This window comes from Klebsiella sp. 54 (assembly GCF_018223875.1).
Taxonomy (GTDB): domain Bacteria; phylum Pseudomonadota; class Gammaproteobacteria; order Enterobacterales; family Enterobacteriaceae; genus Klebsiella; species Klebsiella quasipneumoniae.
Map to the genome: position 1 here is coordinate 123,552 of NZ_JAGRRA010000004.1, position 15,159 is coordinate 138,710.

A 15,159-nucleotide genomic window follows, 5' to 3' on the forward strand; every position below is an offset into this window, starting at 1 on the left:
TCCCTCAGGTTATGCGGATAACAGGTTTAGTTCGTCGCCGCTTGCGAGCGGAAACGGGCAAAAATAAAGATGATGGCGAAGCACAGCGCCGGAACCAGTTCGGCGGTCGGGATATTGCCGGCGGCGTCGCTGACAAAGCCCATTACCGGGGTGACGATCCCGCCGCCGATGATGGTCATGACGATAAATGACGAGCCATATTTGGTGTCCTGGCCCAGGTGCTTAATCCCCAACGAGAAGATGGTCGGGTACTGAATGGACATAAAGGCGCTGCACAGGGTCAGGGCCAGCAGACCGACGTGGCCGCCGCTGAAGGCGGAGAGCAGACAGAGCAGCATGGCGATAAGCGCATAGATAGCGAGCACGTTATGCGGCGCGAAGCGGCGGATCAGCCAGGTGCCGGTGAAACGGCCAATAAAGAAACAGACCATGGTGCCGGTCAGGTAGTTGGCGGCGAAACCGGCCGTCATGCCCGGGATCTCTTCGACAGCGTAGCGAATCAGATAGCTCCAGCAGGCGGTTTGCGCACCGACATAGCAGAACTGAGCCAGTACCGCCCAGCGCCAGTGGCGGATGCGCATCAGGCGCGACAGCGAGGCGAGAAACGTGCTCTGCGCGCTGTCGCTGTGGTCATCGCTTTGCAGCGACGGGAAACGGGTACAGACGATCAGCAGGGCGACCAGCAGCACGATGGCCACGATAATCATATAGGGGGTTTGTACCGACAGGACCAGGCTGTGCTTCCAGGCGCCGAGCTGCTCTGGCGTCATTTTATCCAGCACCTCCTGCGGCTGATGCGGGACGTTGGACAAAATAAGGCTCTGGCCAAATACCACGGCAATAATGGCGCCAAATGAGTTAAAGGTCTGGGCCAGATTCAGGCGGAAGTGACCGCCGCTTTCCGGACCGAGGACGGTGACAAATGGGTTGGCCGCAGTTTCCAGACAGCCAAGCCCGGCGGCGATAATAAATAACCCAATCAGGAATAAGGTGTAATTCATTACTTCGGCGGCAGGCCAGAACAGCGCGGCGCCACAAGCATATAAAAACAGACCCGTAAGAATGCCGGCTTTATAGCTGAGTTTTTTCATCAGCATCCCGGCGGGGATGGGAATAATAAAATAGCCAAAATAAAAAGCCGACTGAATTAATCCGGCCTGAAAATTAGTCAGGGTAAAGGCCTGTTGAAACTGCGGTAATAAAATATCATTGAGATTATTGGCCACGGCCCACAGAAAAAAGAGGGAGCACAGCAGAGCAAAAGGAATAATGTAGCTCTTACTTTGCCCGCTCTCCATGGCGCGGTAACTTTGCGTTGGTATCGTTGTGTTTCCCATAGCGTCCTCATCAGTTCAGAAGCATTTACAACAGCATTCAGGGCGCAGTCTGGTGCTGCAGCAGACCGCAAAATTAAGTGAGCTCAGGTGACGCGCCGGTGAGTGAAATGAAAGTCACGGCGGAACTCATGGCTTCATTTTCAAATAAAAACCGCCTGTTAATATGATGAGGGTCACACTTAACGCTCTGTGGACCATTTTATGTGATAATTGTCACTTTAATTTTTCAAAATGACTGACCGTTTGAGGAAATAAATTCACAAAACCACAACGCCAATGACCGATTGAATATATATCGTGGAAAACGGGCAAATGTTACAGAAAAATAAAATGCCCGCTTGAAGAAATATTTTTAAGAACGGGCATTTTCAACATCCGCTTAACCAGTTACATCCCTTTTTTTATGATGGAATAATTGACGTGGTTCACAAAATATAGCGATGGAAATTCCCCTGCGATTATTCAGGCTGAAGATGGAGATCATTATTCAACCTATCCCACGGTCGCCAACAATAATTATGTTGCCCTGCCGTTGACGGATGATGAGTCGCTAAAAGAGGAAAACAATGGAAAGAAACAGACTGGCCCGGCAGATTATCGATACCTGCCTGGAAATGACCCGCCTGGGGTTAAATCAGGGGACCGCCGGCAATGTCAGCGTGCGCTATCAGGGGGGGATGCTGATCACGCCCACCGGCATCCCGTATGAAAAACTGACGGAAGACAAGATCGTCTTTATTGATGCCGACGGTCAGCATGAGCAGGGAAAACTGCCTTCCAGCGAATGGCGTTTCCATCAGGCGGCCTACCAGACGCGGCCCGATGCCCAGGCGGTAGTTCACAATCACGCAGTCCATTGTACGGCGGTGTCGATCCTCAACCGACCCATTCCGGCCATCCACTATATGATCGCCGCCGCCGGCGGGAATTCGATCCCCTGCGCGCCCTATGCCACCTTCGGCACCCGCGAACTGTCTGAGCATGTCGCGGTGGCGCTGAAGCACCGCAAAGCCACGTTGCTGCAGCATCATGGCCTGATCGCCTGCGAGGCCAGCCTGGAGAAAGCGCTCTGGCTGGCGCATGAAGTGGAAGTCCTGGCCCAGCTCTATCTCAGCACCCTGGCGATTACCGACCCGGTCCCCGTGCTGGATGACGAGGCGATCGCCATCGTGCTGGAGAAGTTTAAAACCTACGGATTACGCATTGAAGAGTGATGCCGCAACCCTAACAGGAGAGACGCGATGGCAAACCGAATGATCCTCAACGAAACGGCGTGGTTTGGCCGGGGGGCGATAAACGCATTAACCGATGAAGTGATGCGGCGCGGTTATCGCAAGGCATTGATCGTGACCGACAGGACCCTCGCGAAGTGCGGCGTGGCGGCAAAAGTCACTGACAAACTGGACGCCGCCGGGCTGGCATGGGACATGTTCAGCGACGTGATCCCGAACCCCACCATCGCCGTGGTTCAGCAGGGGTTGCAGGCCTTTCAGCGCAGCGGGGCGGATTACCTGATCGCCATCGGCGGCGGTTCGCCGCAGGATACCTGTAAGGCGATCGGTATTATTCAGCGTAACCCGGCGTTCGCCGATGTTCGCAGCCTGGAGGGGCTGTCGCCCACCCGTCAGCCCAGCGTGCCGATCTTCGCGGTGCCGACCACCGCGGGTACCGCGGCGGAGGTGACGATTAACTATGTCATCACCGATGAAGAACAGCGGCGCAAATTCGTCTGCGTCGACCCGCACGATATTCCGCAGGTGGCCTTTATCGATGCCGATATGATGGACGCCATGCCGCCGGCGCTGAAGGCGGCCACCGGCGTGGACGCCCTGACGCACGCTATCGAAGGGTACCTCACTCGCGGCGCCTGGGCGTTGACCGATGCGCTGCACCTCAAGGCCATCGAGATCATCGCCGGCGCGCTACGCGGCTCGGTTGCCGGCGACGCCGGAGCGGGGGAAGCTATGGCGCTCGGCCAGTATGTGGCGGGAATGGGATTTTCCAACGTCGGGCTTGGCCTGGTGCACGGCATGGCGCATCCGCTCGGCGCTTTTTACAACACGCCGCACGGCGTGGCGAATGCCATCCTGCTGCCGCACGTGATGCGCTTTAATGCTGAGGCGACCGGGGAAAAATATCGCGATATCGCCAGGGCGATGGGCGTCAAAGGGGAAGCGTTAAGCCTGAGCGCCGCGCGTCTGGCGGCGGTGGAGGCGGTGTGCCAGCTAAACCGCGATGTCGGTATTCCCGGCCATCTGCGCGAGGTGGATGTCAGGAAAGAGGATATTCCGGCGCTGGCCCAGGCGGCGCTGGCGGATGTGTGTACCGGCGGCAACCCGCGCGAGGCGAGCCTGGCCGATATCGTCGAGTTATATCAGGCGGCCTGGTGAGGGGCCGGCCCGGGGGAAGCAGGCGGTGCCGCCGCGCCGGCACCACGCTCGGGTAGGGTCAGCGCGTCAGCCGCAGCTGCTGCAGATTACCATCCAGCTGGAGGTCGGTCTGCAGGCGGGCCACTTCCCGGCAGGTGAAGGCCATCTCCTGATGCGCTGCCAGCTTTTTGCGCCACTTTTCCGGGACCTCTGCCAGGCGGGCATACAGCCCCTCCAGGTCCTGAAACTCGTTCAGCAGCTGGGCGGCGCTTTTCGGGCCAATGCCCGCCACGCCCGGCACCTTCGAGCTGCTGATCCCCGCCAGCCCCCAGTAATCCGCCAGCTGCTCCGGGGTGACGCCGAACTCACTGGCGATGAAGGGGGCGTCCAGCCAGCGCTTCTGAAAGTAGTCGCGGATGCGGATGGTGGGCGACAGCAGCTGGCAGTAGCCTTTGTCGGTGGAGACAATGGTGGCCTGATGGCCCGCCTGGGCCACCTTCACCGCCAGGGTGGCGGCGAGATCGTCCGCTTCGCTGCCCGGCGAGGCCCAGCAGCGGATCCCCCGCTGTTCGAAGGCGGCCCGCAGCGCCGGCATCTCGGCGACCAGCGTATCCGGCATCGGCGCGCGGCCGGCTTTGTACTCCGGCAGGCGCTGGTGGCGCCAGCCGTGGGCGCGATCCTCATCATCAAACACCGCCACCGCGTGGGTGGGCTGACTGTGGACAAACAGCTGCTCCAGCGCATGCAGGCAGGTATCGACGCAGGGCGAACCCTGCACCGCGTGGATGCGGCGGATCAGATTTAACGCGTCGACGATTAACAGATGAACAGCCACAGATACCCCCTTATTCTCAGCGTCTTTAGGGTAACATCGCCATCGGATCGAGGCTATCTGCGCCTGAACAATCAGGAAGATAACGCGCAATTTTCGCTAACTGACCGCCATCAGCGAGCTGGCGACGCCGGGCACGGGCTCGCCGTACCACACCGCTTCCCGCACCGGGACCGGTTTGGTGATAAGCCCGAGGGCGTAAAAGCGATCGGCGATGGTCTGCTGGGCGCGGATCACCGACAGATCCATCGGCCTTGGGCGATGGCTACGGCGGGCGAGGGCGATGCGCAGCGACCGGGCGTCAATCCCCAGCTCTGCTGAGAGTAAGCGGGCCGCTTCGCCACGATGCGAGTCGATAAACTGCCCGGTGTGGGTCAGCTCCGTCAGCAGGCGGCGCATGATATCGCCGTGCTGAGCGAGATAGTCCCGTCGCGAGAGATAAAACTGATGGTTGTTAACCCGTCCTTCGCCGCTGGCGACCACCCGCAGCTCGCCGGTGTGTTCGGCGTCGCTGAGCAGCGGATCCCACATCATCCAGGCGTCCACCGCCAGATAGTCGCTGGCGGTCAGCGGGTATTTCGGCGGGGTATAGACCACCCGCACGTCGTTCAGCCCCAGCCCGGCGTCCTCGAGGATCTGCAGCAGCAGCCAGTGGACATTCGACCCTTTATTGAGGGCGATGCGTTTTCCGCGCAGATCGCTGAGCTGGCGAATGTCGCTCTCCTGCGGGACGACCATCGCCACGCTGCGCGGCGCCGGCGGCTCCCACGCCACGTACATTAGTTCGCTGTTGCTGGCCTGGGCGAACACCGGCGGCGCTTCTCCGGTGGTGCCAAAGTCGATCTCGTTGCAGGCGAGGGCGTGAAGGAGCTGCGGTCCGGCGGGAAACTCGCTCCACAGCACGTTGACGCCGAGGCTGGCGAAGGCGGTCTCCAGACTCTGGCGGGCTTTCAGGATCCCGAGGCTGCCGAAGCGCTGGTAGCCAATGCGCAGCTCGCGATCGGCGCCGGTCGCGCTGGCGAATGCCCGCGGCGGCGCAGGCGGACGGCGGCGGCTTTTGATCAGCCCGAGGTTAGCGAGCTGGGTGCGTAAGGTATGCCGACTGATCCCTAACAGCGCGGCCGCCTGGCTCTGATTATCGTCGCAATGCGCCATGGCGTGGCGGATCAGCGCGCTGGTCACCCGCTGCCACAGCGGCTCGCCGGGAAGCGCCAGCTGGTGGCGAATAAAGTCGTCCAGTTCATGATCGCTCGCCGGCGACGGGGCGTCGTTGAGCGTCGCCAGGCGCAGCTGGGCGGGGCTAATCTCCTCTTCTTTACTGAGCAGCACCGCGTTGTGCAGGGTGTTTTCCAGCTCACGAATATTACCCGGCCACGCATAGTCCATCAGCCGGGCCAGCGACTCCGGCGCCAGACGCAGGGTTGGCCGGCCGAGGCGGCGGGCATAGAGCGATAAAAAGTGGTGAGCCAGCTGCGGGATATCCTGCCGACGCTGGCGCAGCGGCGGCAGCGGCACCACCGCGATATTCAGCCGATAGTAGAGATCTTCGCGAAAGCGGCGCTCGCGGATTGCCTGGGCCAGGTCGACGTGAGTGGCGGCAATCACCCGGACATTCACTTTAATCGCTTTGCGCGAGCCGACGCGGGTAATTTCGCGCTCCTGCAGCACCCGTAACAGCTTGACCTGCAGGGGCAGGCTTAATTCGCCGATCTCGTCCAGCAGCAGCGTCCCCCCTTCCGCGGCTTCAAACCAGCCGGGCTGTCCCTGCTGCGCGCCGGTGAAGGCGCCTTTCTCATGGCCGAACAGTTCGGCTTCGGCAAGGCTCTCGGTTAGCGCGCCGCAGTTAACGGCCAGAAACGGCTGCTGGCGGCGGGGACTGTGGTGATGGAGATAGCGCGCCACCACCTCCTTGCCGGTGCCGGTTTCGCCCACGATCAGCACGGTAGCCTCCGTCGGCGCGAGCTTGTCCAGCAGGCTCTGGAAAGCCTTCGATGCCGGGTCGATCAGCGCGGGCGCGGTGGAAGGGGATTCTGGGTTCAGCATAGCGGGCCTCCGGTCGTTGACCTCCTGAACTTATCCTGCGGCGGCGGCGGAAACCAGAGGGGGAAAGGCCGACGGCTGTTGCAAATGCGCCAGCGGATGCGCGGCGGCTGCGGGATTTGCAACAGCACGACGCGCGTGGGATGTTTTCAATTCCTTGATTTTAAAAATGTAATTTTTTATTCACCATTGGCATGATTATCGCTAACACTCATATAACCAAATTAAAACTTCTCTTCGATAAATATCGGATATGGTTATATAGGAAATAGATAATGACGCAGCAAGTTCCCGACAAGATCAATGTCTTCTGGTTCTTACCTACCCATGGCGATGGCCGCTATCTGGGCACCACCGAGGGTGGACGTCCGGTCGATTTACCTTATCTGCAGCAGGTGGCGCTGGCGGCCGACAGCCTGGGTTATTACGGCGTGCTGATCCCCACCGGTAAAAGCTGTGAAGATTCGTGGCTGGTGGCCTCGGCGCTGGCGCCGTTGACCCGCCGTCTGCGCTATCTGGTGGCGGTCAGACCGGGTCTGCAGCCGCCCACTCTGGCGGCGCGGATGGCGGCCACCCTCGACCGTTTATCGGAAGGACGGCTGCTGATCAATGTCGTCACCGGTGGCGACCCGGTGGAAAACAAAGGCGATGGCATCTTTCTCAGCCACAGCGAACGCTACCAGGTGACCCGCGAATTTCTCGACGTTTACTCCCGCCTGCTGCGCGGGGAGAAAGTGGACTATCACGGGGAGCATATTCATGTCGAGGGGGCGGAAGTGCTGTTTCCGCCGGTTCAGGAGAATGGCCCGCCGCTGTACTTCGGCGGCTCTTCTGAGGCGGCTATCGATGTGGCGGCCGAACAGATCGACAGTTATCTAACGTGGGGCGAACCGCCGGAACTGGTGGCGGAGAAGCTGGCGGTGGTGCGCGAGCGCGCCGCGGCCCGCGGGCGCACCCTGCAATATGGCATCCGTCTGCACGTCATCGTGCGCGAAACGGAAGAGGAGGCGTGGGCCGCCGCCGACCGGCTGATCGCCCATCTTGACGACGACACCATCGCTCAGGCGCAAAAGATCTTCGCCCGCATGGACTCGGCTGGCCAGGCGCGGATGAGCGCCCTGCATCAGGGATCGCGCGACAATCTGCGTATTGCCCCTAATCTGTGGGCCGGCGTCGGGCTGGTGCGCGGCGGCGCGGGTACCGCGCTGGTGGGTAACCCTCAGCAGGTGGCGGAGCGCATCCGCGAATATCAGGCGCTCGGCATCAGCAATTTTATCTTTTCCGGCTACCCGCATCTGGAAGAGGCACACCGCTTCGCTGAGCTGGTGATGCCTCTGCTGCCGCTGGAAAACGCGGCCTCGTCGAAGGCGCGCAGCGTGAACACCGGTCCGTTTGGCGAAACCATCGGCGGCGATAAGCGCCCGGTGCGCCAGGCCAGCGCCAGCTGATGGCCAGGAGCGCGACCATGAGACAGCATACCGGAGGAGGGCAGCGATGAGTGCAGAACCGCATATCGTGATTATCGGCGGCGGCTTCAGCGGCGCGGCGGTGGCGATTGAGCTGCTGCGCCTGGCGCCGAACGGGGTGCGCGTGACGCTGCTGGAGCCGCGTCAGACTCCCGGCGCCGGGGTGGCCTACTCCACCGCGGAGCCGACGCACCGGATTAACGTCCCGGCCGCCCGTATGCAACTGACCGGTGATGAAGAGGGCGCCTTCGATCGCTGGTACCGCCGTCAGCCTGCCTTTGCCGCCGATGCGCAGGCGCTGCGCCCGGACGGTTCCGTCTACCCTCAGCGCGGCCAGTTTGGTCGCTATGTGGCACAGCGTTTTTCCGACGCCGCGGCCGCCAGCGGCGGACGGCTGCGCCACCTGCGCGATCGGGCGTTCGCTTTTGATCAGGGGACGGTTAGCACCGAGGGCGGACTGCAGCTTAAGGCCGACCTGCTGGTGCTGGCGATCAGCCATCCACCGCCTTCGCTGCCGGCGCAGGCCGAAGCCTGGCGTCACCATCCGGCGCTGATTGCCAACCCGTGGCAGCCCGGCGCGCTCGACGCCATCGCCCCGCACGCCCGGGTGGCGGTGATGGGCACCGGATTAACCATGGCCGATACGGTCGCGACGCTGGACCGGTTGGGCCACCGCGACAGTATCATCGCCTTTTCGCGCCACGGCCTGCTGTCGCGCGGTAACCTCAGCGGCGCGGGGGCAGCATGGCCCGGCGACTATCAGCAGGGCAACTTGCGCCAGCGCCTGCGCCAGATCCGCATCGATGTGGCGTATGCGGCGCAGCAGGGCCTGAGCTGGCAGGTGGTGCTGGATGCGGTCCGCCAGCAGGGGCAGCGGATCTGGCAGGCGCTCAGCGTCGCCGATCGCCAGCGTTTTCTGCGCCATCTGCGCCATTACTGGGATGTCCACCGCTACCGCGTGGCGCCGCAGGTCGCCGAGGTGCTGGAGGCGCGCCAGCGCACGGGCAGTCTGCAGGTGCAGGCGGCTAGGCTACTGTCGATGAGCGCTGAAGGTGAGACGCTGCGTCTGACGCTGGCGCGGCGCGGCGGCGGCGTGCAGACCCTTAGCGTCGATCATCTGATCCTGACGACCGGACCCGCGCACCGTGCCCTAACCGACAGCCAGCCATTTTTACAGGACCTTGCCCGCCGCGGCCTGATTCGCGCCGATGCCTTCGGCATGGGCCTGGAGGTGGACAGCCGTTCCCGGGCAGTGGCTGATCCGCAGGTTGAGGCGCTGCCGGTGCTGGTGGCCGGTCCGGCCGCCCGCGGGCGTTTTGGCGAACTGATGGGCCTGCCGCAGGTAGCCGACCATGCCGCTGAGGTGGCGGCGCAAGCGTTACTCACGCTCGGGATCCCGCAGGACTCCCGATGTCCAGCGTACTGAATACCTCCCTTTACCTTCCCTGATTCATTTTGACGCGTGCGCCCCGGCGACGGGCCGCGCTATGGAGATTGCTATGTCATCACAACGTGAAATTCGTCTTAACGCTTTCGATATGAACTGCGTCGGCCATCAGTCGCCGGGCCTGTGGGCGCATCCCCGGGATCGCTCCTGGCAGTATAAAGATCTGGAGTACTGGGTGGATCTGGCGCGACTGCTGGAGCGCGGCAAGTTCGACGGGCTGTTTATCGCCGACGTGCTTGGCGTCTACGACGTGCTGAACGGCAGCGGCGACGCGGCGATCCGCCAGGCGACGCAGGTGCCGGTCAACGATCCGCTGGCCCTGATCACTCCGATGGCGCTGGTGACGGAGCATCTGGGCTTCGGTCTGACCGCCTCGCTGTCGTTTGAGCATCCTTACCCCTTCGCCCGTCGTCTGTCGACGCTCGACCATCTGACCAAAGGGCGGGTGGGCTGGAACATCGTCACCTCCTATCTGGAGAGCGGGGCGCGCAATATCGGCCAGCAAACTCAGACCGACCACGACACCCGCTATGACTATGCCGATGAGTATTTGCAGGTGATCTACAAACTGCTGGAGGGAAGCTGGGAGGACGGGGCGGTGCTGCGCGACAGAGAGCGCAAGATCTTCAGCGATCCGCGGAAAATCCATCCCATTAACCATCAGGGACAGTTCTTTTCCGTGCCTGGGATCCACCTCTGCGAGCCATCCCCGCAGCGCACACCGGTACTGTATCAGGCGGGAGCGTCCAGCCGCGGCAAACAGTTCGCCGCCGACCATGCCGAATGCGTCTTCGTCGCTGCGCCGTCGAAAGTGCTGCTGAAGAAGACGGTGGCGGATATTCGCCGCCGGGCGGCTGAGGCCGGGCGCGATCCGCACAGCATTCTGATCTTCAATCTGCAGACGGTAATTGTTGGCGACACCGACCGCGAGGCGCAGGCGAAATGGCAGGAATATAAGCAGTACGTCAGTTATGAAGGCGCGCTGGCGCTGCTCTCCGGCTGGACGGGGATTGATTTCGGCCAGTATCAGCCGGATCAGGTGCTGAAGTATCTGCACACCAACGCCATTCAGTCGGCGGTGGAGGCCTTCTCCACTGCGGACCCGAACCGGCAGTGGACGGTGCAGGCCCTGGCCGACTGGGCCGGTATCGGCGGCTTCGGCCCGCTGGTGGTCGGCAGCGCGCAAACCGTGGCGGACGAACTGCAGTCCTGGGTCGAAGAGACGGATGTCGATGGCTTTAACCTTGCCTATGCCGTCACCCACGAAACCTTCCGCGACGTCGTCGAGCTGCTGGTGCCAGAGCTGCAAAAGCGCGGCGTCTTTAAGCAAGAGTACCGTGAGGGGACCCTGCGCGAAAAACTGTTCGGCGCCGGTCCGCGTCTGGCCGCGCCTCACCCGGGCGCCAGCTACCGACGCGATGCGCGCACGGCGGCATCGGTAGAGGAGAAGGTGACATGATCGCTATCGATGATCTGCATAAAAGCTACCGCACGGCGGATGGCCGGCTCAGCGCGGTGCTGAAAGGGCTGTCGCTGCAGGTGCCTGAGCGCTCCATCACCGCGGTGGTGGGGCCGAGCGGCGCCGGTAAATCAACTCTCGCGCGCTGCATCAGCCTGCTGGAGCGCCCGGACAGCGGCAGCATTCGTATCAATGGCCTGGATCTGTCGGTGCTGTCCGGCGAGGCGCTGCGCCGGGAGAGGCGGGCGATTGGCACCGTTTTCCAGTCTTCGGCGCTGCTGAGCCGCAGGACCGCCTGGGAGAATGTCGCCCTGCCGCTGGCGTGGCTTGGCGTGGTGGAGCGCGATATCAAGGCGCGGGTCGGTGAGCTGCTGGAGAGCGTCGGCCTGAGCCACAAAGCAGATGCCTGGCCGGCCCAACTCTCCGGCGGCCAGCGCCAGCGGATCGCCATTGCCCGCGCGCTGGCGCTGCGCCCGTCCGTTCTGCTGGCGGATGAAGCCACCTCCGGCCTCGATCCTCAGGCCACGGCCTCGGTGCTGACTCTGCTCAAGCGGCTGCGTGATGAGTACCAGTTGGCGATCGTCCTGATCACCCATGAAATGGACGCCGTGCGCTCGGCGGCGGATGCGGTGGCGGAGATCCGCGACGGGACGATCGTCCAGTACGGGCGGCTCGAAGATCTGCTGGCGCGTCCCGATTCCCTGCTCGGCCAGCAGCTGTTGCCGCTGACGCCGGCGGCAGCGGCCCACAGTGATTTGCTGCTGCGTCTGAGCTACCGCTGGGATGTGCCGGTGGCCACCGACTGGATCAGCCGCCTGAGCCAGCAGTGGGCGCTGCAGATCGATCTCCTTGGCGGCCACGTCGAGGTGATTAACGGTCGACTGGCCGGTCGTCTGCAGGTTGGAGTGCGCTTTCAGGGCGAACGCCTGTCGCCCGCGCGGCTGCAGGGCCTGCTGTCGCAGCTCGGCATGATGGCGGAGATCCTCGACAGCGCGCCGTTGCTCAGGGAGGCGGTATGAAACCGACAGTCATCAGCCAGGACACCCCCTGGAGCGAAATCCCTTCGCTGCTGCTTCCCGCCTATGGCGAAACCTGGCTAATGGTGGCCATTGTAATGCTGTTTGTCGTCACGCTGGGAGGGCTGGTGGGGGTGGTGCTATTTAACGCCTCGCCGCGGGGATTATTTCCGCACGCACTGCTGTACCGGCTGCTGAACTGGGTGGTCAACATGGGACGTTCGCTGCCGTTTCTGGTGCTGATGGCCGCTATTATCCCGTTCACTTACTGGCTGACCGGCACCACGATTGGCATCCCCGCCGCGGTGGTGCCCATGATCGCCGCCGGCGTCCCGTTCTTTGGCCGTCTGGTGGAGAACGCGCTGCGCGAGCTGCCGGCGGAGGTCACCGCGGTGGGCGTCGTCTGCGGCGGATCGCGCTGGCAAATCATTGCCAGCGCGCAGCTCAGTGAAGCATTGCCGGCGCTGGTGGCGGCGGTGACGCTAAACCTGGTCTCGATGATCGAGTATTCGGCCATCGCCGGGACCATCGGCGCCGGGGGCATCGGCTACCTGGCCGTGGTGTACGGCTATCAGCGCTTCGACAACCATATCATGATCGCGACGATCGTGGCCCTGATCGCCACGATCCAGGTGATTCAATTTTTGGGTGACCGCCTGGTCAACCGTTTACGCCACACGCAGGGGAACCTTGTATGACAACAGAGCAATTTGAGTTACGTAAAGCGCGGCGCTGGCCCTGGCTGGCGGCGCTGGCGGTGATTATCCTGCTCGCCATCGCTTTCTGGTGGTGGCGGGGACATACCCAAAGCCAGCAGGTGGTCTTCGGCAGCACGTTAAAAATTCACTATGAGCCGGCGATGGCCGGCGAGCAGCGGATTATTGAATATATTAATCAGCATATTGCGCCCGATTACGGCCTGAAGCTGGAGGCGGTGGGGGTGCAGGATCCGGTTCAGGCTGACCGCGCGGTAGCGGAAGGACAGTATGCCGGGACGATCTATCAGCATCAGTGGTGGCTTAAACAGGTGGTGGACGCCAACGGCTTTGCGCTGTCGACTACGGTGCCGGTGTTCCAGTGGGCGTTCGGCATCTATTCCGACCGCTACTCGTCGGTACAGGCGTTGCCCAACGGCGCGACCATCGTGGTGCCTGACGACGGCGCCAATCAGGGACAGGCTCTGTGGCTGCTGCAGCGCATTGGTTTGATCTCGCTTGACCCGGCGGTAGAGCCGCGCACGGCGAAGCTGAAAAATATTGTCGACAACCCGCATCAGTTTGTCTTTAAAGAGCTGGATCTGCTGACCATGCCGCGGGCGTTAAATTCGGTGGATGCCGCCATCGGCTATGTCTCGCAATTTGACGCCGGGAAAGTGCCGCGTGAGAAAGGCATTTTATTCCCGCCGGCGCCGCGCACCTTTGCTTCGCAATTAGTGATTGGTACGCCGTATTTATCGCAGGAAAATATCGTCAAATTAAAACAGGCCTTTTCTGACCCACGGATCCAGACGTGGTTAAAAACCACCAACGATCCGCTGGTAAAAGACGTATTAGTTCCGGTATCGGCGGAATAAGCGTCCTGCACGACGTCTCTTTTCGTTGTTATTTACTTCCTTTTAGGATGCGCGAAAGCGCGTCCTTTTTGTGCTGGTGATTTTAATTAACTTATTGATTATATTGATTTTTATAGTATGAATTGTTGTTTTGATTCTCGCCGCTCGAGGTTTATAACCGCTGATGACCTGCACAAAATAATAAGGTGAAAAAATGAGTACATTACCAGTGGATAATCCCGGTATCGCTTCGGTACCGGTCAGTAGCGTCGGGGATGTGGCGCGGCTAATTAATTCCGGCAGGGAACAGGCGAAATATGCGCGGATGATTGTCTTCCTCGCGCTGGGCGGCGTTTTTCTCGACGCGTATGACTTAACCACGCTCTCTTACGGTATTGATGACGTCGTGCGTGAATTTCAGCTCTCGCCGCTGCTGACCGGCCTTGTGACCTCCTCCATTATGGTCGGGACCATTGTCGGCAATATTATTGGCGGCTGGCTGACCGATAAATATGGTCGCTATTCGGTGTTTATGGCCGATATGTTCTTTTTCGTTATTTCGGCTATCGCCGCCGGGCTGGCGCCAAACGTCTGGGTGTTGATTGGCGCTCGCTTCCTGATGGGCATCGGCGTCGGCATCGACCTGCCGGTGGCGATGTCCTATCTGGCCGAGTTTTCCCGCTTTGCCGGCAAAGGCAACAAAGCGGCTCGCCTCGCGGCGTGGTGCCCGATGTGGTACGCCGCCTCAACCGTCTGCTTTCTTATTATCTTCGGTCTCTATTTCCTGTTGCCGCAGGAGCATCTTGACTGGCTGTGGCGCGCCTCCCTGCTGTTCGGCGCCGTGCCGGCGCTGCTGATTATCGCCGTCCGCAGCCGGTTCATGAACGAATCCCCGCTGTGGGCGGCAAACCAGGGCGATCTGACCTCTGCGGTGCGCATCTTACGCGACTCCTGGGGGATCCATGCCCATGAGGTCCCGACGGCGAAGCCGGCGCCGGCGCCGAAAGTGAGCTTTCGCGTGCTGTTCGAAAAACCCTACCGTGAGCGGACTATCGTCGCCGGGGTGATGAATATCTGTATCTCCTTCGAGTACACGGCGATTGCCTTTTTCCTGCCGTCAATTCTTGCACAGTTTCTCGGGGCTGGCGTCTTCGAAACTATTTCGGCATCACTGGGGCTGAACGCCCTGTTTGCCTTTACCGGCGGGCTGCTTGGTATGCATCTGGCGTGGAAATACCCTTCGCGTCATGTGGCGATAGCCGGCTTTGCCCTGCAGTTTGTGGCGCTGATTGTGCTGGCGCTGGTGGGGCAACCGCACGCGACGGCAGGCATCGTACTGGCCATCGCGATGCTGGGACTGTGGCTGTTCGCCGAAGGATTTGGCCCGGGGGCGCAGCTGATGATCTACCCGGCGCTCTCCTATCCCACCGCCATTCGCGCCACCGGGGTCGGTTTCAGCCGGGCGCTCTCCGGGATCGGCAGCGCGCTGGCGCTGTTTATTCTGCCGCTGCTGCAGGCCTCGCTCGGCACGCAGATGTTCTGGGTGGTCTCGCTTGCCGCCATTATTCCCATTTTCTTCCTGCTGGCGGTCCGTCATGAACCGACACGAGAAGATATTGACGCAATTCATGAATAAGGAAC

The 15,159-nt window shown here is 61.5% G+C and carries 12 protein-coding genes; 9 read left to right on the top strand and 3 right to left on the bottom strand.

Annotated features, from left to right (window positions below):
• Positions 1–26: 26 nt before the first annotated feature.
• Positions 27–1,337 carry an L-fucose:H+ symporter permease gene (fucP, locus tag KHQ24_RS12100; RefSeq protein ID WP_004205525.1) on the bottom strand — a complete coding sequence of 437 codons (1,311 nt, stop codon included), beginning with the start codon at positions 1,335–1,337 and terminating at the stop codon, positions 27–29.
• Positions 1,338–1,903: 566 nt separating this feature from the next.
• On the opposite strand from fucP, the gene fucA reads away from it, so the two are divergent.
• Positions 1,904–2,551 (top strand): L-fuculose-phosphate aldolase, encoded by a 648-nt coding sequence (fucA, locus tag KHQ24_RS12105; RefSeq protein ID WP_002915470.1) that lies wholly within the window; start codon positions 1,904–1,906, stop codon positions 2,549–2,551.
• A gap of 27 nt (positions 2,552–2,578) precedes the next feature.
• The gene (fucO, locus tag KHQ24_RS12110; RefSeq protein ID WP_004205528.1) at positions 2,579–3,727 is read left to right on the top strand and encodes a lactaldehyde reductase; all 1,149 of its coding nucleotides are present in this window, start codon (positions 2,579–2,581) and stop codon (positions 3,725–3,727) included.
• A 58-nt stretch (positions 3,728–3,785) separates the two neighbouring features.
• Here the strand turns inward: fucO and xni are convergent, their stop codons facing one another.
• Entirely contained in the window at positions 3,786–4,541 is a 756-nt protein-coding gene (gene xni, locus KHQ24_RS12115) for a flap endonuclease Xni (RefSeq protein WP_200784456.1), read from the bottom strand.
• A gap of 96 nt (positions 4,542–4,637) precedes the next feature.
• A complete protein-coding gene (locus tag KHQ24_RS12120; RefSeq protein WP_053810009.1) occupies positions 4,638–6,581 on the bottom strand; it encodes a sigma-54-dependent Fis family transcriptional regulator in 1,944 nt (647 codons plus the stop codon).
• Between the two features lie 272 nt (positions 6,582–6,853).
• On the opposite strand from KHQ24_RS12120, the gene ssuD reads away from it, so the two are divergent.
• From ssuD to KHQ24_RS12155, 7 genes are all read left to right on the top strand, one after another.
• On the top strand, positions 6,854–8,026 hold the full coding sequence (gene ssuD / locus KHQ24_RS12125) for an FMNH2-dependent alkanesulfonate monooxygenase (RefSeq protein ID WP_004205532.1): 1,173 nt from the start codon (positions 6,854–6,856) through the stop codon (positions 8,024–8,026).
• A gap of 46 nt (positions 8,027–8,072) precedes the next feature.
• On the top strand, positions 8,073–9,470 hold the full coding sequence (locus KHQ24_RS12130; protein ID WP_080841382.1) for an FAD/NAD(P)-binding protein: 1,398 nt from the start codon (positions 8,073–8,075) through the stop codon (positions 9,468–9,470).
• A 73-nt stretch (positions 9,471–9,543) separates the two neighbouring features.
• The gene (locus KHQ24_RS12135; RefSeq protein ID WP_048295486.1) at positions 9,544–10,950 is read left to right on the top strand and encodes an LLM class flavin-dependent oxidoreductase; all 1,407 of its coding nucleotides are present in this window, start codon (positions 9,544–9,546) and stop codon (positions 10,948–10,950) included.
• Positions 10,947–11,969 carry a methionine ABC transporter ATP-binding protein gene (locus KHQ24_RS12140; protein ID WP_049092273.1) on the top strand — a complete coding sequence of 341 codons (1,023 nt, stop codon included), beginning with the start codon at positions 10,947–10,949 and terminating at the stop codon, positions 11,967–11,969. Before KHQ24_RS12135 ends, KHQ24_RS12140 begins: the two co-directional genes overlap by 4 nt.
• Entirely contained in the window at positions 11,966–12,664 is a 699-nt protein-coding gene (locus tag KHQ24_RS12145; RefSeq protein ID WP_017899192.1) for a methionine ABC transporter permease, read from the top strand. Before KHQ24_RS12140 ends, KHQ24_RS12145 begins: the two co-directional genes overlap by 4 nt.
• A complete protein-coding gene (locus tag KHQ24_RS12150; protein WP_004205538.1) occupies positions 12,661–13,539 on the top strand; it encodes a MetQ/NlpA family ABC transporter substrate-binding protein in 879 nt (292 codons plus the stop codon). Before KHQ24_RS12145 ends, KHQ24_RS12150 begins: the two co-directional genes overlap by 4 nt.
• A gap of 193 nt (positions 13,540–13,732) precedes the next feature.
• Entirely contained in the window at positions 13,733–15,154 is a 1,422-nt protein-coding gene (locus KHQ24_RS12155; protein ID WP_017899191.1) for an MFS transporter, read from the top strand.
• The last annotated feature ends 5 nt before the right edge of the window (positions 15,155–15,159 follow it).

Excerpts from the sequence above, each read along its gene's own strand:
- fucP (WP_004205525.1), bottom strand. The coding sequence starts at position 1,337 with ATGGGAAACACAACGATACCAACGCAAAGTTACCGCGCCATGGAGAGC.
- fucA (WP_002915470.1), top strand. The coding sequence starts at position 1,904 with ATGGAAAGAAACAGACTGGCCCGGCAGATTATCGATACCTGCCTGGAA.
- fucO (WP_004205528.1), top strand. The coding sequence starts at position 2,579 with ATGGCAAACCGAATGATCCTCAACGAAACGGCGTGGTTTGGCCGGGGG.
- KHQ24_RS12120 (WP_053810009.1), bottom strand. The coding sequence starts at position 6,581 with ATGCTGAACCCAGAATCCCCTTCCACCGCGCCCGCGCTGATCGACCCG.
- ssuD (WP_004205532.1), top strand. The coding sequence starts at position 6,854 with ATGACGCAGCAAGTTCCCGACAAGATCAATGTCTTCTGGTTCTTACCT.
- KHQ24_RS12130 (WP_080841382.1), top strand. The coding sequence starts at position 8,073 with ATGAGTGCAGAACCGCATATCGTGATTATCGGCGGCGGCTTCAGCGGC.
- KHQ24_RS12135 (WP_048295486.1), top strand. The coding sequence starts at position 9,544 with ATGTCATCACAACGTGAAATTCGTCTTAACGCTTTCGATATGAACTGC.
- KHQ24_RS12140 (WP_049092273.1), top strand. The coding sequence starts at position 10,947 with ATGATCGCTATCGATGATCTGCATAAAAGCTACCGCACGGCGGATGGC.
- KHQ24_RS12145 (WP_017899192.1), top strand. The coding sequence starts at position 11,966 with ATGAAACCGACAGTCATCAGCCAGGACACCCCCTGGAGCGAAATCCCT.
- KHQ24_RS12150 (WP_004205538.1), top strand. The coding sequence starts at position 12,661 with ATGACAACAGAGCAATTTGAGTTACGTAAAGCGCGGCGCTGGCCCTGG.
- KHQ24_RS12155 (WP_017899191.1), top strand. The coding sequence starts at position 13,733 with ATGAGTACATTACCAGTGGATAATCCCGGTATCGCTTCGGTACCGGTC.